The 19,097-nt window shown below is 69.5% G+C and carries 15 protein-coding genes; 8 read left to right on the forward strand and 7 right to left on the reverse strand.

Translation table 11 applies throughout. The features are described 5' to 3' along the window. Positions 1–26: 26 nt before the first annotated feature. The 3 genes from PCQ86_RS14165 to PCQ86_RS14175 are packed head-to-tail and all read right to left on the reverse strand — an operon-like array spanning position 27 to position 3,608. Complete coding sequence (locus PCQ86_RS14165) at positions 27–947, reverse strand: ABC transporter permease (protein WP_015913827.1); 921 nt, start codon at positions 945–947, stop codon at positions 27–29. After that, positions 947–2,020 carry an ABC transporter permease gene (locus tag PCQ86_RS14170; RefSeq protein ID WP_270174033.1) on the reverse strand — a complete coding sequence of 358 codons (1,074 nt, stop codon included), beginning with the start codon at positions 2,018–2,020 and terminating at the stop codon, positions 947–949. Before PCQ86_RS14170 ends, PCQ86_RS14165 begins: the two co-directional genes overlap by 1 nt. Next, positions 2,007–3,608, reverse strand: a complete 1,602-nt coding sequence (locus tag PCQ86_RS14175) for an ABC transporter ATP-binding protein (protein WP_270174034.1) — start codon at positions 3,606–3,608, stop codon at positions 2,007–2,009. The genes PCQ86_RS14170 and PCQ86_RS14175 overlap by 14 nt, the downstream gene beginning before the upstream one ends. 180 nt (positions 3,609–3,788) lie before the next feature. On the opposite strand from PCQ86_RS14175, the gene xdhA reads away from it, so the two are divergent. Both xdhA and xdhB read left to right on the forward strand, forming a co-directional pair. Next, a complete protein-coding gene (gene xdhA, locus PCQ86_RS14180; protein WP_270174035.1) occupies positions 3,789–5,312 on the forward strand; it encodes a xanthine dehydrogenase small subunit in 1,524 nt (507 codons plus the stop codon). Then, positions 5,309–7,696 (forward strand): xanthine dehydrogenase molybdopterin binding subunit, encoded by a 2,388-nt coding sequence (gene xdhB, locus PCQ86_RS14185; RefSeq protein WP_442874425.1) that lies wholly within the window; start codon positions 5,309–5,311, stop codon positions 7,694–7,696. Before xdhA ends, xdhB begins: the two co-directional genes overlap by 4 nt. A gap of 35 nt (positions 7,697–7,731) precedes the next feature. On the opposite strand, the gene PCQ86_RS14190 is transcribed toward xdhB, so the two are convergent. Both PCQ86_RS14190 and PCQ86_RS14195 read right to left on the reverse strand, forming a co-directional pair. Next, positions 7,732–9,834, reverse strand: coding sequence for a sensor domain-containing diguanylate cyclase (locus tag PCQ86_RS14190; RefSeq protein WP_270174036.1), 2,103 nt, complete (start codon positions 9,832–9,834; stop codon positions 7,732–7,734). Between the two features lie 250 nt (positions 9,835–10,084). Next, positions 10,085–10,708 (reverse strand): Crp/Fnr family transcriptional regulator, encoded by a 624-nt coding sequence (locus PCQ86_RS14195; protein WP_047351073.1) that lies wholly within the window; start codon positions 10,706–10,708, stop codon positions 10,085–10,087. A 255-nt stretch (positions 10,709–10,963) separates the two neighbouring features. Between PCQ86_RS14195 and PCQ86_RS14200 the strand changes: the two genes are divergently transcribed. The 3 genes from PCQ86_RS14200 (at position 10,964) to PCQ86_RS14210 (ending at position 14,630) form a co-directional block, all read left to right on the forward strand. Next, positions 10,964–11,986: a porin gene (locus tag PCQ86_RS14200; RefSeq protein WP_270174037.1), complete on the forward strand. Its 1,023-nt coding sequence runs from the start codon at positions 10,964–10,966 to the stop codon at positions 11,984–11,986. 221 nt (positions 11,987–12,207) lie between these two features. Then, positions 12,208–14,109, forward strand: a complete 1,902-nt coding sequence (locus PCQ86_RS14205; protein WP_270174038.1) for a phosphodiesterase — start codon at positions 12,208–12,210, stop codon at positions 14,107–14,109. 83 nt (positions 14,110–14,192) lie between these two features. After that, positions 14,193–14,630 carry an HIT family protein gene (locus PCQ86_RS14210; protein WP_015913835.1) on the forward strand — a complete coding sequence of 146 codons (438 nt, stop codon included), beginning with the start codon at positions 14,193–14,195 and terminating at the stop codon, positions 14,628–14,630. 7 nt (positions 14,631–14,637) lie between these two features. On the opposite strand, the gene PCQ86_RS14215 is transcribed toward PCQ86_RS14210, so the two are convergent. Further along, a complete protein-coding gene (locus PCQ86_RS14215) occupies positions 14,638–15,627 on the reverse strand; it encodes a 2-hydroxyacid dehydrogenase (protein WP_270174039.1) in 990 nt (329 codons plus the stop codon). A 144-nt stretch (positions 15,628–15,771) separates the two neighbouring features. Here PCQ86_RS14215 and PCQ86_RS14220 point away from each other — a divergent pair, with 144 nt between their 5' ends. Genes PCQ86_RS14220 through PCQ86_RS14230 form a run of 3 tightly spaced genes read left to right on the forward strand, consistent with a single transcriptional unit; the run spans position 15,772 to position 18,663 of the window. Beyond that, complete coding sequence (locus PCQ86_RS14220; protein ID WP_172207733.1) at positions 15,772–17,028, forward strand: multidrug effflux MFS transporter; 1,257 nt, start codon at positions 15,772–15,774, stop codon at positions 17,026–17,028. After that, on the forward strand, positions 17,018–17,989 hold the full coding sequence (miaA, locus tag PCQ86_RS14225) for a tRNA (adenosine(37)-N6)-dimethylallyltransferase MiaA (protein WP_270174040.1): 972 nt from the start codon (positions 17,018–17,020) through the stop codon (positions 17,987–17,989). Before PCQ86_RS14220 ends, miaA begins: the two co-directional genes overlap by 11 nt. Then, entirely contained in the window at positions 17,986–18,663 is a 678-nt protein-coding gene (locus tag PCQ86_RS14230) for an ABC transporter ATP-binding protein (RefSeq protein WP_270174041.1), read from the forward strand. Before miaA ends, PCQ86_RS14230 begins: the two co-directional genes overlap by 4 nt. On the opposite strand, the gene PCQ86_RS14235 is transcribed toward PCQ86_RS14230, so the two are convergent. Further along, positions 18,660–19,088: an Hsp20/alpha crystallin family protein gene (locus PCQ86_RS14235; protein ID WP_011806237.1), complete on the reverse strand. Its 429-nt coding sequence runs from the start codon at positions 19,086–19,088 to the stop codon at positions 18,660–18,662. The genes PCQ86_RS14230 and PCQ86_RS14235 overlap by 4 nt on opposite strands. Between the last annotated feature and the right edge of the window lie 9 nt (positions 19,089–19,097).

A 19,097-nucleotide genomic window follows, 5' to 3' on the forward strand; every position in this document is an offset into this window, starting at 1 on the left:
ATGGGTTTTATGGATGGAAAACGGGGTCAGCTGCCCGGATGGAACGGCTTTCCGAGCGCGGCCGGCATGTTCGCACGAATCCAGGCCGGGTTGCGCGAAATGAGGACCAGCACCACGATGGTCGCCACGTAGGGCAGCATGGACAGCAACTGGCTGGCCACCTGCACGCCCGTGGCCTGCAGGTGGAACTGCAGCATGGTCACGCCGCCGAACAGGTAGGCGCCCAGCAGCACGCGCGCGGGCCGCCAGGTGGCGAAAGTGGTCAGCGCCAGCGCGATCCAGCCGCGCCCGGCCACCATGCCCTCCACCCACAGCGGCGTGTACACGGTGGAGATGTAGGCGCCCGCCAGCCCGCACAGCGCACCGCCCGCCGCCACGGCTCCCAGGCGAATGCCGCGCACGGGGTAGCCCAGCGCGTGGGCGGATTCGGGCGACTCGCCGACCGAGCGCAGCACCAGGCCGGCGCGCGTGCGGTAGAGGAACCACACCATGAGCGCGACCAGCACCACGGTCAGATAGACCAGCGGGTGCAACCTGAACAGCGCCTGGCCCACCACGGGCAGATCGCCCAACACCGGCCAGGCGAACTTGGGCGTGTCCGGCAGCTTGGCCTGCACATAGCCGATGCCCACGAAGGCCGAGAAGCCCACGCCAAACAGGCTCAGGGCCAGGCCGGTGGCGTACTGGTTGGTGTTGAACCAGATCACCAGCACGCCGAACAGCGCCGCCAGCACCGCGCCGGCCGCCATGCCCGCGAGCAGCCCCAGCGTGAAGCTGCCCGTGTGCACCACGGTGGCAAACGCGGCAATGGCCGCGCACAGCATCATGCCCTCGGCCCCCAGGTTGACGATGCCGGCCTTCTCGTTGATCAGCAGGCCCAGCGCGGCGATGGCCAGCACCGTGCCGGCGCTCAGCGTGCTGCCCAGCAGCAATGCGTACGATTCCATCACGCGCGCCCTCCCCTGGCACCCACCCACCGCACGCGGTAGGCAATCAAGGAGTCACACGCCAGCAGCGTGAACAGCAGCAGGCCCTGGAACACGCCCGTGAGGGACTTCGGCAACCCCATGCGCGACTGCGCCAGTTCGCCGCCGATGTAGAACATGCTCATCAGCAGCGCCGACAGCACCATGCCCACCGGATGCAGCCGCCCTACGAAGGCCACGATGATGGCCGCAAAACCATAGCCCGCCGGTACATACGGCGTGAGCTGGCCGATGGGTCCGGCCACTTCCAGCGCCCCCGCCAGGCCCGCCAGGCCGCCGGAGATCAGCAGCGCCGTCCACAGCGCGCGCCGCGACGAAAAGCCCGCGTAGCGCGCCGCCGCCGGCGCCAGCCCGCCTACCTGCAGCGCGAAGCCCGCGCGCATGCGGAACAGAAACACCCACAGCAGCGCCGCACCCAGCAGCGCCAGCGGCAGCCCGATGGTCACGCGCGAGCCCGTGAACAGCTTGGGCATCTGCGTGACGGGCTCGAACATCTTGGTCTGCGGGAAGTTGAAGCCCATCGGGTCCTTCCAGGGGCCGTACACCAGATAGCCCAGCACCAGCGTCGCCACGTACACCAGCATCAGGCTGACCAGGATCTCATTGGCATTGAAGCGGTCGCGCAGCAGCGCCGTGATGCCCGCCCACGCCATGCCCCCCAGCACTCCAGCAACCAGGATGGCAGGCACGATCCACGGACCGGTGGCCTTGTCGGCCAGCAGTGCCACGCCGCCCGCAGCCACGGCGCCGATCACGAACTGCCCCTCCGCGCCAATGTTCCAGACATTGGAGCGAAAACACACCGCCAGCCCCAGCGCGATGAGCAGCAACGGGGTGGCTTTCACAGCCAATTCGCCCAACGCATAGGGCGACTTGATCGGCTCCCAGAAGAACACCTGCAGCCCGCGCACCGGGTCCTTGCCCAGGGCCGCAAACAGCAGCACGCCGATCAGCACCGTGATCGCCAGCGCAAGCAGCGGCGAGCCAAAAACGAACAGGCGCGACGCCTCGGGGCGCGCCTCAAGCTTGAGCATGGCCGGCCTCCTCGGGTGCGCTGGTCGCGCGCAGGTGCGCCTGCACCTCGGCGTGCCACAGGCCGCTCATCCATTCGCCGATGCGCTCCACCGTCGCCTCGGCGCGTGGCACGGACGGCGACAGATGCCCCTTGGCCAGCACGTGCAGCCGGTCACAGATTTCGAACAATTCGTCCAACTCCTCGCTGAGCACCAGCACGGCACAGCCCTGGTCGCGCAGCTTCAATATCTCGCCGCGGATCTGCGCGGCAGCGCCCACGTCCACGCCCCAGGTGGGCTGCGAGACGATGAGCAGACGCGGGCCGGCGTCGATCTCGCGCCCCACGATGAATTTCTGCAGGTTGCCGCCCGACAGCGACTTGGCCGCCGCATTCGGCCCGCCCGCCTTGACCTGAAAGCGCGCGATGATGGCGCGCGCCTGCGCCTGCAGTTGCCCCATGCGCAGCCAGCCGAAAGCGCCCACCGCATCGGTGCGGGTCAGCAGCAGGTTGTGCGCCAGCCCCATGCTGGGCACGGCGCCGCGGCCCAGGCGCTCTTCGGGCACGAAGTGCAGGCCCAGCGCGCGGCGCTGGCGCGGGTTCATGCGGCCGACGGGCACCAGCCCCTGCGGCCCCGCCACCTGCACCATGGCGGGCGCGGCGCGCTGGTCCTCGCCCGACAGGGCGTAGAGCAACTCTTTCTGCCCATTGCCCGAGATGCCGGCAATGCCCACCACCTCGCCCGCGCGCACCTCCAGGTCGATGTCGATGAGCGGCACGCCGAAGGGGTCGGCCGCCGGCAGGCTCAAGGAACTGGCGCGCAGCACCACCCCGCCCGTGGTCACCTCACGGTGCGCCAGGGCCGGCGGCTCGGCGCCGATCATCATGCGCGACAGCGACGCGTTGGACTCCTGCGAAGGGTCGCACACGCCCGTGACCACCCCGCCGCGCATCACCGTGCAGGCCGTGCACAGCGCGCGGATTTCGTGCAGCTTGTGGCTGATGTAGAGAATGCTGCATCCCTCGCCGGCCAGTTGCTTGAGTACCACGAAGAGCTTGTCCACCGCCTGCGGCGTGAGCACCGAGGTGGGCTCGTCCAAGATCAGCAGCTTGGGCTGCGTGAGCAGCGCGCGGATGATCTCCACGCGCTGCATCTCGCCCACGGAGAGCGTGTGCACGGGCCGCAGCGGGTCGATACCCAGGCCGTACTCGGAGGCCGTGGCACGGATGCGGCGCTCCACCTCGGCCAGCGGCACGCTCTTGTCCTGGCCCAACCAGACGTTCTCGGCCACGGTCAGGGTGTCGAACAGGCTGAAATGCTGGAACACCATGGCAATGCCCAGCTGGCGCGCCTCCTGCGGATTGCGCACTTGCACGGGGCGGCCGTCGAACAGCATCTGGCCCTCGTCGGGCTTCACGGCGCCGTAGATGATCTTCATCAGCGTGGACTTGCCGGCGCCGTTCTCGCCCAGCACCGCATGCACCTCGCCGGGCTGCACCGTGAGCGATACGCCATCGTTGGCCACCACGGCCGGGTATCGCTTGGTGATGCCCGTCAGCTGCAGCCGCGGCGCGCCGTTGGCGGGGGCAGAAGGGGGTGAGGGATTCATCCTGCGATTGTCTCCTAGTTTTTTGGACGGCTGCCTGGAATCAAAACAGCATGCGGCGCCGACCCACCGGGCGCCAGCAGCTACTTTTTTTATAGCAAACCGTCGGCCACCAACCACGCCGGCGGGGTTATGTGTACCGCCCTATGGTCAAGCCGGCGCCTGCGACATACCCTTGGGCACATGACAATGCCCCGCCCCATACGCTTCGTCCGCCGCGGCCGGACCGTGCAGTTGCACGGCATCGCGCCCGACCGCACCCTGCTGGAGATTCTGCGCGAGGCCCTGGGCGCCACCGGCACCAAGGAGGGCTGCGGCGAAGGCGACTGCGGCGCCTGCACCGTGGTGCTGGGCGAGGCGCGCCAGGGCCGCATGCACTACCAGGCCGTCAACAGCTGCATCCGCCTGGCCCATTCCATCGACGGCATGGCGCTGTGGACGGTGGAGGACCTGGCGCACGACCCGCTGATCCGGCCCGCGTCCGCCCCAAAGGGCAGCGCACTGCATCCCGTGCAGGAGGCGCTGGTCCAATGCCACGGCTCGCAATGCGGGTTTTGCACGCCGGGTTTTGCCATGAGCCTGTTCGGCCTGTACCAGAACGAGGTCTGCCAGAACCGAGGCATCACGCGCGCGCAGGCGGCCGAGGCGCTGTCGGGCAACCTGTGCCGCTGCACGGGCTACCGCCCCATCCTGGATGCCGCGCAGCAGATGCAGCAACTGCCGCGCGTGCAGGTGGATGAAACCGCATTGCTACAACAATTGGAGCTACTCGCGCTTACCCCGCAAGCGCTAGAGGCCGATTTCTCTTATATCTCGCCCGCCACGCTCCCTGATCTGCTGGCCGCGCGCGCCGCCCACCCCGACGCGCAACTGGTGGCCGGCGCCACCGACCTGGGCCTGTGGATCACCAAGCAGCACCGCCGCTTCCCGCGCCTGTTGGACGTGACGCGCGCCGCGGAATTGACCGGCGTGGCCGAGCACGTCGGCCAGCTCACGCTGGGCGCGGCCGTATCGCTCACCGATGCCTTCTCTGCGCTGCAGGCCCGCTGGCCGCAACTGCACCGCTTTGCCGCGCGCTTTGCGGGCCTGCCGGTGCGCAACAGCGGCACGCTGGGAGGCAACGTGGCCAACGGCTCGCCCATTGGGGACTCGATGCCGCTGCTGATCGCGCTGGGGGCGCAGGTGGAGCTGGCCAGCACGCGCGGCAGCCGGCGCATGCCCCTGGAGGATTTCTACACCGGCTACCGGCAGAACCAGTTGGCGGCAGACGAGCTGCTCACCTTCATCCACCTACCTCTGCCCACGCCGGACCAGCGGCGGGCGGACCAGCGGCTGGCGGCGTACAAGGTCTCCAAACGCTTCGACGACGACATCTCTGCCGTGTGCCTGGCCATCCAGCTGCGCATCGAAGGGCAGACCATCACCCAGGCGCGCATCGGCGCGGGCGGCGTGGCCGCCACCCCGGCACGCGCCCGCCAGACCGAGGCTGCGCTGACCGGCCAGCCCTGGACCGCCGCAACGGCCGAGCGCGCCGCCGCCGTGCTGCAGGCGGAGTTCAACCCCATCAGCGACATGCGCGCCAGCGGCGCCTATCGCCGTGAAGTGCTAGGCGCGCTGGTGCGCCGCTTTTGGCGCGAGACCCGCGGCGGTGCGGAGACCCCAGCGCTGGAACGCCTGCAACCTTTGACGCTGGAGGCCACACCATGAAGCGCGATGACGACCACGCTCCCACTGCGCGCACGCTCGCTGGCCGCGCGGCCGCTGGCAACCCACCGGCCATGACCCAGCCCGCCATGGGCCAGCCCGCCATGGGCCAGCCCCACGCGCACGAGAGCGCACGCGCACAGGTGGCGGGCAGCGCCCACTACATCGACGACCTGCCCGAGGTAAAGGGCACGCTCTACGCCGCCCCCATCCTCAGCACCGTGGCGCACGGGCGGCTGGAAAGCGTGGACACGCAAGCCGCGCTGCAGCTCGCGGGCGTGCACGGCGTGGTGCTGGCACAGGACATTCCGGGCGATCCGGTACTGGCGGCGTTCGCCCATGATGAGCCGGTGTTCGCGCAGGCTACGGTGCAACACATCGGCCAGGTGATCGGCCTGGTGGTGGCCGAGTCGGTCATGCAGGCGCGGCGCGCGGCGCGGCAGGTGAAGCTGAGCATCACCGCCCTGCCCGCCATCCTCACCGTACAGGACGCCTTGGCCGCCGAGAGCTATGTTCTACCGCCCGTGCACGTGCGCCGGGGCGACGCGGCCCAGGCGCTGGCGCAGGCGCCGCACCGCCTGCAGGGGCGTCTGGAAGTCGGCGGGCAGGAGCATTTCTATCTGGAGGGTCAGATCGCCTATGCCCTGCCGCAGGAACAGGGGCAGTGGCTGATCCACTCCAGCACCCAGCACCCCGGCGAGGTGCAGCACTGGGTGGCGCATGCGCTGGGCATCGACAGCCACGCGGTGCGCGTGGAGTGCCGGCGCATGGGCGGCGGCTTTGGCGGCAAGGAAACGCAGGCCGGCCACCTGGCCGTGTGGGCGGCGCTGGCGGCGCACAAGTTCGGCCGGCCAGTCAAGCTGCGCCTGGACCGCGACGACGACTTCATGGTCACCGGCAAGCGCCACCCCTTCGCCTACGAATGGGATGTGGGCTTTGACGACGCCGGGCGCATCACCGGCCTCAAACTGATGATGGCCGCCAACTGCGGCTTCAGCGCCGATCTGTCGGGCCCCGTAGCCGACCGCGCGGTGTTCCACTGCGACAACGCGTACTTCCTGGAGCATGTGGAGATCGCCTCGTACCGCTGCAAGACGCACACCCAGAGCCATACCGCGTTCCGCGGCTTTGGCGGGCCGCAGGGGGTGATCGCCATCGAGACCATCCTGGGCGACATCGCCCGCGCCCTGAGCCGGGACGCGCTGGACGTGCGCCTGGCCAACCTCTACGGGCTGCACGAACGCAACGTGACCCACTACCAGATGACCGTGGAGGACAACATCCTGCACGATTTGCTACCGAAATTGGAGCAGTCCGCGCTTTACAGGCAACGGCAGGAGGCCGTTTCGGCATGGAATGCCGCGAACCCCGTGCTCAAGCGCGGCTTGGGCCTGACGCCGGTGAAGTTCGGCATCAGCTTCACGGCCACGCTGTTCAACCAGGCCGGGGCGCTGGTGCATGTGTACACCGACGGCAGCGTGCAGGTGAACCACGGTGGCACCGAGATGGGCCAGGGCCTGCACACCAAGGTGGCGCAGATCGTGGCCGATGAGCTGGGCGTGCCCCTCTCCCGCGTGCTGGTCACCGCCAGCGACACCGCCAAGGTGCCCAACGCCAGCGCCACCGCCGCCAGCAGCGGCACCGACCTGAACGGCCGCGCCGCGCAATTCGCGGCGCGCCATGTGCGCGACAACCTGGCGGCGTTCGTCTGCGGGCTGGACGGCTGCGGCGCGGGCGCCATCCGCTTCGCGGGTGGGCAGGTCATATCTCCCAAGCGCACGCGGCGCTGGGAGGACGTGGTGAAGGAGGCCTACGCCAACCGCATCCAGCTGTGGAGCGACGGCTTTTACCGCACGCCCAAGATCCACTACGACAAGACCACGCTCACCGGCCGGCCCTTCTACTACTTCGCCTATGGCGCCGCCTGCACCGAGGTGGCCATCGACACCCACACCGGCGAGAGCCGCGTGCTGGCCGTGGACATCCTGCACGACGTGGGCCACAGCATCAACCCGGCCATCGACCTCGGCCAGATCGAGGGCGGTTTCGTGCAGGGCATGGGGTGGCTTACCACCGAGCAACTGGTGTGGAACGACGAAGGACGCCTGGCCACGCACGCCCCCAGCACCTACAAGATCCCCGCCACGGGCGACGTGCCCGAGCACCTGCGCGTGCAGCTGTGGCACCAGCCCAACCGCGAGGACAACGTGGGCGGCAGCAAGGCCGTGGGCGAGCCCCCGTTCATGCTGGCCATCAGCGTGTACGAAGCACTGCGCAATGCAATCGCTGCGGCCCGGAGGGACGGCGCCGATGCGCGCGCACCCGTGCAACTGAGCGCGCCCGCCACGGCAGAGAACGTGCTGCGCGCGATCGGGCGGCTGGAGTAACCCGCCGCCGTGTGCGGCCATGCCAGCCGAGCCCTTCAGGCCGGTACCTGCACGCTGCCTACGGCGATGCGGTTGCGCCCGGCGCGCTTGGCCTGGTAGCAGGCCATGTCGGCGGCATAGAGCAGCGCCGCCACACCGTGCGCACCGGGCGCCAGCGGGACCAGCCCCACGCTCAGGCCCAGTGTGAAGCTGCGCCCGCCATATGCGGGCTCCCACGCCTGCACGGCGGCGCGCAACTGCTCGGCCACGGCCTGCCCGCGCGCCAAGGAGCTGCCCGGCAGCACGATGGCGAACTCGTCGCCGCCCACGCGCGCAGCCCAGCCGTTGTGCCGCACTTCCGATTCGAGCAGACGTGCCAGATGGCGCAGTACGTCATCGCCCGCATCATGGCCGGCAACGTCGTTGACCACGGTGAAGTGGTCCAGGTCCATGAACAGCAGCACCCCGCCGTCTTCCTCCGGCACACCCCGCGGGCCCCGCGCAGCACGCGCGTCCAGCAGCATCTGCAGGCGCAACTCAAACTCCGCGCGGTTGAGCAGTTGGGTCAAGGGGTCGTGGGCGCGCTCCCAGGACTGCTGCTGGCGCGCTGCACGCTCCGCAGTGAAGTCTTCCAGCGACCACACCAGGCCGCTAGCCGGCACGCCGGGCTCCACCAGTTGCCCCTGCGCCCGCACCCACAGCGTGCTGCTGTCCTTGCGCAGCAGCGGCAGTTCGCCATCGAAGCTGCCGTGGGCCGCAAACCGCGCACGCACCTGCTGGGCCACATCCGCTGCGCCGGGCGGTGAGGCCAGCAGATCCGTCAGCCGGCGCCCCTGGAGCTGCGCCGGCGCATAGCCCAGCATGCGGCCGGCCTGCTGGCTCACGACCTCCACCTGCTCGTCGCGGCTGACGACGATGCCCAGCGGCACGTGCGCCAGCACCGCACGCAACTGGCGCGCCGACGCCTCCGACCCACGCTGTTGCAGCCGCCGGTGTTCCAGCAGCCGGGTGCAGACGCGCACCACATCGTCCACCTCGCCAGGGCTGTGCGGCCATGGGCCGTCATGCCCGGCGGACCCGCCCGCCGGCGCACCAGCGGCCTCCGCGTCCATCAGCGCTCGGGCACGCTGGCGCAGCAGGATCAGCGGGCGCGCGATCCACAGCATGGCGCCCAGCGCCAGCAGGGCCACCAGCGCCGTGGCCGCGGCCGCGAGCGCCCAGGCCCGGCGCTGGACGCCCTGCATTGGCGCCAGCACGGCCTGCGAAGCGCTCACCCGGGCCACCACCCATTGCGGCATGGGCACGCTGGCCAAGCTCACCACGTGGTCCGCCTGCACGGTGGTTTGCGCGCGGCCGGCCAGCGGCGCATCGTCCGCGCGGCGCCAGCGTGCATAGGCCTCGCCCAGGCCGGGCTCATCGGCCACCTGGCCCAGCACGCGCTCCATATTGGGGTGCGCCAGGATCACCCCGTCGCGCGTGAACACCACCAGCTGCGAGTCGCTGCGCGCAGGCAGCGCCAGGGAATGCGGCAGCAGTCCCTGCGATTGCAGCCGCAGCACGCCTGCCACGGCCCCGATGACGCGCCCCTCCCCCCGCAGCAGCGGCATGGTGAACATCACGCGCGCCTCGGCCGGCGTGGCGCCGATGAGGCCCGACACCAGCGGCTTGCCGTCCAGCAGCGTGCGCACGAGGTAATCGCGCTCGCCCGGGTCCAGACCCGAGGCCTTTTCCAGTTTGCCATAGCGCAGGTTGATGGCGAGGTTGCCGTCCTTGCGCGCAACCTGGATGGCGTCGAAGAAGCGCACGGCCGGCAGGCCCTGCTGCAGCAGCCACTCCAGCGATGCGGGGGACTCCAACAGCTCGGGGGTGATGCCCTCGGCCACGGTGGCAAGCACCTTCTGGCTCTGCTCGATTTTGCTGGCCAGCAACCGCGCCACCAGTTCCACCTCGTCGTTCTGCTGGCTGACCAGGCGCTGCATGACCTCCTGGCCCGCGGCGCGCGACAGCACCCACACGGTGAGCATTGCGGAGAGCACGATGGCCAGCGCCGCCACCGCGAGCAGCTTGCCCACCAGCGGACCGGGCAGCCATGCGAAGCCTTCAGGCTCCCGCTCGGGCGCCACGTCTTCCCACGCGGCAACATGCTCGGGCGGTGTCATGGGCGCTCCGCGTTCGAAGCGCCCGAAACGAGAGGATCGAGGAAGGCGCGAACCATGGTCGTAGGGGGGCTGCAGCCTCACCAGAGGCCCGAACCAATATACGCAGGCACCCCCAGCTCCAGACTGGGTGGAACCCTGGGACGGCGCGGGAAAAACCCTGACGCCTCAGGCCTTCAGGTAGAGAGTGGTAACAACTGGATGCAAAAGGGCCGCCGCAGCGGCCCCATCGGGCGGAGTGCCCAGCGTGTGCTCAGGCGCCGGCCACCATCTGCAGCGCGCGGGGCTGCGGCAGGCTCAGCACGTTGCCCGTGCCAGCGATCAGGCCGTGCTCGCGCAGATGGCGCAGCACACGCGAGAGCGTCTCGGGCGCAATGCCCAACTGCGCTGCAATCAGGCGCTTGCGCTGGTGCAGCGTGACGCGCAAGCCGCCGTCTTCACTGTTTTGCGCATGGCGCAGCAGCCACTGGGCGCAGCGGGCTTCGGCGTCCTGGGCCAGGCGGCTCACGGCCAGTTCCGTCTGTTGGCAGTAACCGGTGGCCATGTCGCGCAGCAGCGCCTGTGCGCCCACGGGCAACTCATCAAAGGTGCGCTTGAAGTCCTCCAGCGGTAGCCGGCGCAACTGCACGCGGGTGTCCGCCACCATGTCCACGGCGCAGGGCTGCTCCAGCAGCGCGGTGGCGGCGTCGAGCCAGAACGGCCCTTCGACCACACCAAGCTGGTGGCGCATCACGCCGTCCTCGCGCACGCCCAGCAGCACGCGGCCACTGTCAAGGTAGAGCACGGACGCAGGTTGTTGGTGGCGCTCACGCAGCACCTCGCCCGCGGTGGCCACCTCGATCTGTGCGGACTGGTCGGAGGACGGTAGGGGGAACATGACCGCCACTGTGCCGGCGCACCGCCCGTCCTGCTTTGAGCGAAATCAAAAGTGGACGTGCAACCGCCGGCGTGCCGGGCCGCCTCACGCGCCGTTCCGGCAGGTCCGGGCGCAACAACTTGCGTTCGCAGTGTTGCAAAAACACGGAAAAGGCTGGCGGCATGATGTTTGCTTGACCACAATCGCTGCCTGACACGAAACCGTCATAACAACCCCTGCGCCAGCCGCGCATCCCCGCCCTACAGAGGAGAACCCATGTACCGCCATTTGATCGCCCTTGCCGCCGCCACGCTGTGCGCGGCCACGGCGCACGCCCAGACCTCCGTCACGCTTTCGGGTCTGACCGACGTCTACGTCGGCTCCATGAAGATGGCCGGCGACGCCGACCGCCGCTCGGTGGTCAACAGCGGCGGCATGACCACCTCGTGGTTCGGCTTCACCGGCTCCGAAGACCTGGGCGGCGGCTTGAAGGCCAACTTCCAGCTCACCTCGTTCATCCAGGTGGATGCCGGCACCCAGGGCCGCTTTCCGGGCGATACGTTTTTCTCGCGCGACGCCAACGTGAGCCTGTCGGGCAGTTTTGGCTCCGTGCTGCTGGGCCGCTGGATGGCACCCAACTTCCTGCCGTCCGTGGTGGGCAACCCGCTGGGCGACTCGTTCACGTTCTCGCCGCTGATCCTGCACAAGAACGTGCCGCTGTTCAACGCCTCCGGCTGGCAGGCCACCACCCCGTCCGACACAGGCTGGAGCAACCAGATCGCCTACAGCACGCCCGACATCGGCGGCTTCAAGGCCAACTTGCAGTACCAGTTCGGCGAACTGCCGGGCGATAACGGCAAGAAGAACGTCGGCGCTAATTTCTTCTACTTCGGCGGCCCGCTGACGCTGACTGGCTACTACGAGCGCGACCAGATCAGCAACCCCGGCCAGGGCACCTACCTGGGCACGACCAAGAAGGACTGGATGCTGGCCGCAGCCTACGATTTCAACGTCGTGAAGCCGTACCTGAGCTACGGCCAGACCAAGGCCGACAACAGCCCCGGCAAGGCCAAGACGATGCAGGTCGGCGCATCGGCTCCGCTGGGCGGCGGCAGCCTGTTGGCTTCCTGGGTCAAGACCGAGCTGACGGACTCGGACCTGGACCGCAAGACCTTCACGCTGGGCTATGACTACAACCTGTCCAAGCGCACGGACGTGTACGCGATGTACATGAACGACAAGATCACCAACCAGTCCACGGGCAACAGCTTCGGCGTGGGTATCCGCCACCGGTTCTGACGAAGCAGGCCCTGTCGGCCACTGCACGGCACGCGGCGCCATGCGCCGCGTGCTTTTTTTCGCCTGCAAATACCAATGAAAAGTAGCCCTGATGCTTACGGACAAAGCGCCAGCAGCTATCAATTCAATACCAGCCATCGCCCTTGCCAGGCGCATGCGCGTCACGGGCCTGTCACCCGGAAGGCCTACGCTCCCCTTTTAACAGTTACCAATTGCTACCGATGCCTGATGCTCCGCGGCTGTCTCTGCGCGCACTGCTGCCTTCGCTGTCACCCAGGGTGCGGCGGGGCGAAGGGCCGCTGGCGCGGCTGCTGCGCGCGGGTGGGCTGCACTGCGTATTCCAGCCCCTGGCCGACCTGCGCGAGGGGAACATCTATTCACACGAGGCCCTGATCCGCGGCCCGGAAAACTCGCCGCTGCATTCGCCCGACGCCTTGCTGGGCCAGGCACGCGCCGAAGACCTGCTGCACGACTTCGAACTGCTGTGCGTCGCGCAGGCACTCACCCAATGGGGCCAGCAGGCCACGCCGGGCCGGCTGTTCGTGAACATCAGCGCCGACGCGCTGGTCTGGGGCGTCGGGCTGTGCGGCGCGGAGCCTCTGGCCCACGTGGTGCGCCGGCTGGGCGCGTCGCCGCACATGGTGGTGCTGGAGATCACCGAGCACGAGCGCGTGCACGACCTGGTGCCGCTGCGCGACGCACTGCGCCAGGTGCACGCCAGTGGCATGCGCCTGGCGCTGGACGACTTCGGCGACGGCCATTCCAGCCTGCGCCTGTGGTCGGAGGTGCGCCCCGACTTCGTGAAGATCGACAAGTACTTCACGCGCGACATCGGCCAGCACCCCGAGAAGCTGCAGATGCTGCAGGCGATCCGCGGCATTGCCGAAGTGTTCGGCACCACGCTGGTGGCCGAAGGCATCGAGACCAGCGACGAGCTGCGCGCGCTGCGCGACCTCGATATTTCCTACGGCCAGGGCTACCTGCTGGGCCGGCCCGCGCGTACCGCTCGCCTGGCGATCGAGCCGCCCGCGCTGGCCGTGCTGCGGGACCGCCGCGTGGCCGTGCTGCCGCACGGCGGCCAGCCCATGCGCCCGGGCATCCTGCGCAACCTGCTCATGGCGCAGGCGCCCACCGTCACGCCCTGCACCAGCAACGACGCGGTGGCCGAGCTGTTTCGCACGCATGGCGATCTGCACGCCATTGCGGTGCTGGAGGGCGAACGCCCCGTGGCGCTCATCAACCGCCAGGAGTTCATGAACCACTACGCCACGCTGTACTTTCGCGAGGTGCACGGCCGCAAGCCCTGCATGGCGTTCGCCAGTACGTCGCCGCGCGTGGTGGAGATGGACTGCGACGTGGAGCATCTGGTGGGCATCCTCACCTCGCAGGACCAGCGCTACCTCAACGACGGCTTCATCGTCACCGACAACGGGCGCTACGCGGGCCTGGGCACCGGCGAGCAACTGGTGCGCGGCGTGACCGAAGCGCGCATCGAGGCCGCGCGCCACGCCAACCCCCTCACCTTCCTGCCCGGCAACATCCCCATCAGCCTGCACATGCAGCGCCTGCTGGACAACCGCGCGGCCTTCGTCGCCTGCTACGCCGACCTGAACCACTTCAAGCCCTTCAACGACCACTACGGCTATTGGCGCGGCGACCAGATGATCCGCCTGGTGGCGCGGCTGGCGCTGACGCACTGCGACCCGCGGGCCGACTTCGTGGGCCATGTGGGCGGTGACGACTTCATGCTGCTGTTCCAGAGCAGCGACTGGCTGGCGCGCTGCCAGCGCATCGTGGACTCGTTCGCGCGCGAGGCCATCGCCCTGTTCGATGAATCCGCGCGCCAGGAAGGCGGCATCTGGGCCGAGGACCGGCATGGCGTGAACCGTTTTTTTCGCTGCACCACGCTGTCGATCGGCGCGGTGCGCGTGCCGCCGGGCAGCATGGAGCATGCCGAAGAGGTGGCCAACCTCGCGGCGCTGGCCAAGCGCGATGCCAAGCAGTCGCACGCGGGCATCGCCTGGCGCGACGCCGGCCCAGGCGGGCTGGTCTGCCTGCAATCGCCCTTGACGACCATCGATGCGGCGCGCGCCGCGCCGCGGGCCCGGGCCGGCGCGCACTAGGTCCTTACACTCCAGCGCGACAGGGTCGCCGCATCCCCATCCGCGGCCAACCTGGATATTCCAACCTACAGGAGAGACCGCCCGTGCCCATGTTCGTTGACACCTCGCCGCCCGGCCAATGCATCTTCTGCCGGCTGGTGGCCGGCGAAATCCCCAGTGCCAAGGTCTATGAGGACGCGCTCACGATCGCCTTCATGGACATCGGCCAGGTCACGCCGGGCCATGTCCTCGTCGCGACCAAACGGCATGCAGCCACCTTGCTCGACACGACCCCCGAAGAGGCCGCGGCGCTGATGCAGACCGCGCGCCGCGTCGCGCTGGCGGTGCGCACCGCCTTCGACCCGCCCGGGCTCACGCTGCTGCAGGCCAATGGCGCGCTGGGCGGGCAGACCGTGGCGCATGTGCACCTGCACGTGGTGCCGCGCCATGAGGACGACGGCATCACCTTCACCTGGCCACGCCAGGAGCCGCCAGCCGCCGTGCTGGCCGGTTATGCCGAGCGCCTGCGCGCGGCGCTGTAGTCCGCGGTCAGATCGGCGAGACCACGCCGCGGCCCGCAAAGTGGCCCTCGGCGTTGGCCAGGAAGCGGTCCACGCTGGCCTGCACGGCCTCGGGCGACCAGCCGGCCACGTGCGGGGTGAGCAGCACGTTGTCCAGGCCCACCAGCTCCTGCGGCGGCGCGGGCTCGCTCTCGTACACATCCAGCCCCGCGCCGGCAATGCGGCGCTCGCGCAGCGCAGCCGCCAGGGCCTGCGTGTCCACCACGCTGCCGCGCGCGATGTTCACCAGGTAGCCCTGCGGGCCCAGCGCCTGCAGCACCTCGGCATTGACGCGGTGGCGCGTGGACGCCCCGCCCGGCGTGGCGCACACCAGCACGTCGCACCAGGCGGCCAGCTCCTGCAGGCTGGGGAAGTAGCGGTGCGGCACCTCCGCGCGCGGGCTGCGGTTGTGGTAGCCGATCTCCATGTCAAAGCCTGCGGCGCGGCGCGCGATCTTGTGGCCGATGGTGCCCAGCCCGAAGATGCCCAGCCGCTTGCGCGAGACATTGGGCGGCAGGCCGATCGCGTCGCGCCACACGCCGGCGCGGCACTGCCGGTCCAGGGTGCGCATGCCGCGCACGATGGCAATCAGCAGCCCGAACGCATGGTCGGCCACGCAGTCGTCGTTGGTGCCCGCGCCGTTGGCCAGCGCAATGCCGCGCGCGCGGGCGGCGTCCAGCGCCACGTTCTCGTAGCCCGCGCCGAGGGCACACACCAGCTCCAGCGCGGGCATGGCGGCGATCTCCTGCGCCGTGAGACCGACGGCGCCGATGGTCAGCACCGCCCTGAAGCGCGCGCCCTGCTGTGCGATGGCCTGGGCGCGCGTGTCGGGCGTGGGGGCATAGCAGACGTCAAAACGCTGGCCGATCTGGTCCAGGTGCTGCGGCGTCATGCCGTTGAGGATAAGCAAGGGAATGCGGGTGGTGGAGGTCACGGCGTTGCTCGAAGCTGAATGCGCGCAGTGGACTATGTTTTTCATAGCTGCTCGCGCTTGTCCATAGGGCGGTACAGGCCATTTTCATCCAAATGCGTTGGACCTGCCCTGCGCCCCGCTCCAAGCCCCGGCGGGGGTGCGGGGCCTTGGGTCTGCCGCGCCATCGACTCTGCTACCCTCGCGCGCATCATGTCCGTCCCGTCCGCCGCCATCGGCCCGCAGCAGGCGCCTGCGGTACCCGTGCCTGTGCCTCCCGGCCTGGCCATCCTGGTGCTGGCCCTGCTGCTGAGCATCCAGCCCGTCACCACCGATCTGTACCTGCCCGCCCTGCCCGCGCTCACGCGCAGCCTGAACGCACCCGTGGCCGCAGGCCAACTCACGCTGTCCGCGCTGCTGCTGGCCTTTGGCTGCTCGCAACTGGCATGGGGGCCACTGTCCGACCGATTCGGCCGCCGGCCGGTGCTGCTCACCGGGCTGGCGCTGTACACGCTGGCGGCGGTGGGTGCGGCGCTGGCGCCGTCCATGGCGGTGCTCATTGCCTGGCGCACGGCCCAGGGCGTGGCCATGGGTGCCGTGGTGATGTGCGCGCGCGCCATCGTGCGCGACCTGTACACGCCGCTGGCGGGCGCACGCGCCATGTCCAAGGCGCTGACCGGCTTGGGGCTCGTGGCCTGCCTGTGCGCGCCGCTGGGCGGGCTGCTGACCGAATGGTTCAACTGGCGCGCGGCACTGCTGGCGCTCACCGGCTACGCCATGGGCACGTTGGCGCTGGTGGCGCTGCGCATGCCCGAGACGCTGCACCAGCGCAACCCGCACGCCCTGCGCCCCGCCATGCTGGCAGGCACCGCGGCGCAGGTATTGCGCACGCCCGCGTTCTGGGCGTTCTCGCTGCTCACCACGGCCAGCTATGGCGGGCTGTTCACCTTCCTGGCTGCTTCGTCCTTTGTCTATCTCGACGTGCTGGGCATTTCGCGCACGCAGTACGGGCTGGCGCTGCTGTCCACGGCCGTGGCGTACCTGCTGGGCACGCTGCTGTGTCGGCGGCTGCTGGCGCGCCAGGGCCTCAAGCGCACGGTCGCCATCGCCGGCGCGCTGTCGGCCAGCGGCGGCCTGCTGATGTTGCTCGCCGCCGCGCTGGGCTGGCATAGCGTGGCCGCGCTGCTGCCGCCGTTCTACCTCTACATGGTGGGCCACGGCATCCACCAGCCCTGTGGGCAGTCGGGCGCGGTGGGACCGTTCCCGCAGGCGGCGGGCATGGCCTCGGCACTCAATGGTTTCATGATGATGCTGGCGGGCTTCGCCATCGGCCAGTGGCTGGGCGGGGCGCTGGACGGCAGCGTGTGGCCGCTGGTGCAAGGCGTGGCCCTGTGGTCGCTGCTGCTGGCGGCCATTGCCTGGACGCTGGTGCAGCGCCATGCCCCGCAGGAGGTTGCCCATGCCCGCTGACCTCATTCCCGCGCTCGCACTGGCTGGGCCCACGGCCTCGGGCAAGACGGCAGCGGCGTTTGCCATTGCCGACGCGCTCGCGCCCCGCCTGCCGGTGGAGATCATCAGCGTGGACTCGGCCCTGGTGTACCGCGGCATGGACATCGGCACCGCCAAGCCCACGCCCGCCGAGCAGGCGCGCGTGCCGCACCACCTGATCGACATCCGCGACCCGCTGCAGGCCTACAGCGCGGCCGAGTTCGTGCAGGACGCCACGCGCCTGATCGGCGAGATCCGCGCGCGCGGCGCGCTACCGCTGCTGGTGGGCGGCACCATGCTGTACTTCAAGGCGCTGTTTGACGGCATCGACGACATGCCGCCCGCCGACGCCGCCGTGCGCGCGCGCCTGGAGGCCCAGGCCGCCGCCATCGGCTGGAGCGGCATGCATGCCGAACTGGCGCGCGTGGACCCGCCAACCGCCGCGCGCCTGGCACCCGGCGACAGCCAGCGCATCCAGCGCGCACTGGAGGTGTGGCATGTCTCGGGCCGGCCGCTGTCGAGCTTTCACACGACCAAAACCGTAGCAGCCAGCGACCGCCCGATGAGCGCTGCAAGCCTTTTTTCCTTGGAACCACACGACCGCGCTTGGCTGCATGGGCGCATTGCCGAGCGCTTTCACGCCATGCTGGCCGCCGGCTTTCTGGACGAAGTCCTGCGCCTGCGTGCGCGCGGCGACCTGCACGCCGAGCTGCCCAGCATGCGCTGCGTGGGCTACCGCCAGGCGTGGGAGTCACTGGACGGCCTCTACCCGATGAGCAGCCTGCCGGAGCGCGGCATCGCCGCCACGCGCCAGTTGGCCAAGCGCCAGATCACCTGGCTGCGCAGCATGCCCCAGCGCCATTCGATCGCCTGCGACGCGACCGACGCCACTGCGCAACTGGTGCAGGCCGTGCGCGCGCGCGTGTGGGGTGGCGGCGCATGAGCGCCCAACCCACGTCCCTGCTGCAGGTGCGCGGCCTTGCCAAGCGCTACGGCGGGCAGGCGGTGTTCGAGGGCGTGGATCTGCAGGTGCAGCGCGGGGAGTTCGTCGCCATCGTTGGCGACTCGGGCGTGGGCAAGTCCACGCTGCTCAACTGCCTGGCGGGGCTGGACCATTGGGATGCCGGTCAGGTGCTGCACGAGGGCGTGGATCTGGGGCAGTTGGACGACACGCAGCGCGCCCTGTGGCGCCGCGCCCATGTGGGCTTCGTGTTCCAGGCCTTCCATGTGTTGCCGCATCTGGACGTGGCGCAGAACGTGGGCCTGCCGCTGATGTTGCTCAACCGCCCAGATGCGCAGCGCGTGCAGCACATGCTGGCCGCCGTGGGCCTGGAAGGCCTGGGCGAGCGGCTGCCGCAGCAACTCAGCGGGGGGCAGCTGCAGCGCGTGGCCATTGCCCGCGCGCTGGTGCACCGCCCCGCTCTGCTGCTGGCCGATGAGCCGACGGGCAACCTGGACCCCACCACGGCGGCGCTGGTCATGGATCTGCTCATCGCCCAGACCCGCGAGCACGGCGCCGCATTGGTGCTGGTGACCCATTCGCAGGCCGCCGCGGCGCGGGCGGACCGGGCGCTGCGCCTCACGGCACAGGGCATCCGCCCGGCAGGAACTGCTTAGTCGATCGTCAGGCGCTGCGTCTTGTTGCCCTGCTTCTTGGGCAAGGTGAGCGTGAGCACGCCGTTGTCGTATTTGGCCTTGGCCTGGGTCGCATCCACATCCACAGGCAATTGGAAGCTGCGAGCCACGGCACCATAGTAGCGCTCGCTGCGCAGCACCTTTTCGCCCTCCTTCTTCTCGTCATGCTGGCGCACTTCGGCACGCAGGCTGACCACGTTGCCGTCGATGGAGACATTGATGTCTTCCTTGGGTACGCCCGGCACTTCCGCCTGCACGGTGTAGGCGGCGTCATCCTCCTTCACATCGATCTTGATCTGCGACGGCGTGGGCAGCCCATCGCCGTGCAACGGGCGGACATAGAAGCCCGGCGCAAAGTCCTTGAAGAAATCGTCAAACAAGCTGCCACGGGTGACCAGTGAATTCATGATGAAACT

This window comes from Diaphorobacter sp. ED-3 (assembly GCF_027625375.1).
Classification (GTDB): domain Bacteria; phylum Pseudomonadota; class Gammaproteobacteria; order Burkholderiales; family Burkholderiaceae_C; genus Diaphorobacter; species Diaphorobacter nitroreducens.

Coding starts and splice junctions, on each gene's coding strand:
- PCQ86_RS14165 (WP_015913827.1), bottom strand. CDS start 947: ATGGAATCGTACGCATTGCTGCTGGGCAGCACGCTGAGCGCCGGCACG.
- PCQ86_RS14170 (WP_270174033.1), bottom strand. CDS start 2,020: ATGCTCAAGCTTGAGGCGCGCCCCGAGGCGTCGCGCCTGTTCGTTTTT.
- PCQ86_RS14175 (WP_270174034.1), bottom strand. CDS start 3,608: ATGAATCCCTCACCCCCTTCTGCCCCCGCCAACGGCGCGCCGCGGCTG.
- xdhA (WP_270174035.1), top strand. CDS start 3,789: ATGACAATGCCCCGCCCCATACGCTTCGTCCGCCGCGGCCGGACCGTG.
- xdhB (WP_442874425.1), top strand. CDS start 5,309: ATGAAGCGCGATGACGACCACGCTCCCACTGCGCGCACGCTCGCTGGC.
- PCQ86_RS14190 (WP_270174036.1), bottom strand. CDS start 9,834: ATGACACCGCCCGAGCATGTTGCCGCGTGGGAAGACGTGGCGCCCGAG.
- PCQ86_RS14195 (WP_047351073.1), bottom strand. CDS start 10,708: ATGTTCCCCCTACCGTCCTCCGACCAGTCCGCACAGATCGAGGTGGCC.
- PCQ86_RS14200 (WP_270174037.1), top strand. CDS start 10,964: ATGTACCGCCATTTGATCGCCCTTGCCGCCGCCACGCTGTGCGCGGCC.
- PCQ86_RS14205 (WP_270174038.1), top strand. CDS start 12,208: ATGCCTGATGCTCCGCGGCTGTCTCTGCGCGCACTGCTGCCTTCGCTG.
- PCQ86_RS14215 (WP_270174039.1), bottom strand. CDS start 15,627: ATGAAAAACATAGTCCACTGCGCGCATTCAGCTTCGAGCAACGCCGTG.
- PCQ86_RS14220 (WP_172207733.1), top strand. CDS start 15,772: ATGTCCGTCCCGTCCGCCGCCATCGGCCCGCAGCAGGCGCCTGCGGTA.
- miaA (WP_270174040.1), top strand. CDS start 17,018: ATGCCCGCTGACCTCATTCCCGCGCTCGCACTGGCTGGGCCCACGGCC.
- PCQ86_RS14230 (WP_270174041.1), top strand. CDS start 17,986: ATGAGCGCCCAACCCACGTCCCTGCTGCAGGTGCGCGGCCTTGCCAAG.
- PCQ86_RS14235 (WP_011806237.1), bottom strand. CDS start 19,088: ATGAATTCACTGGTCACCCGTGGCAGCTTGTTTGACGATTTCTTCAAG.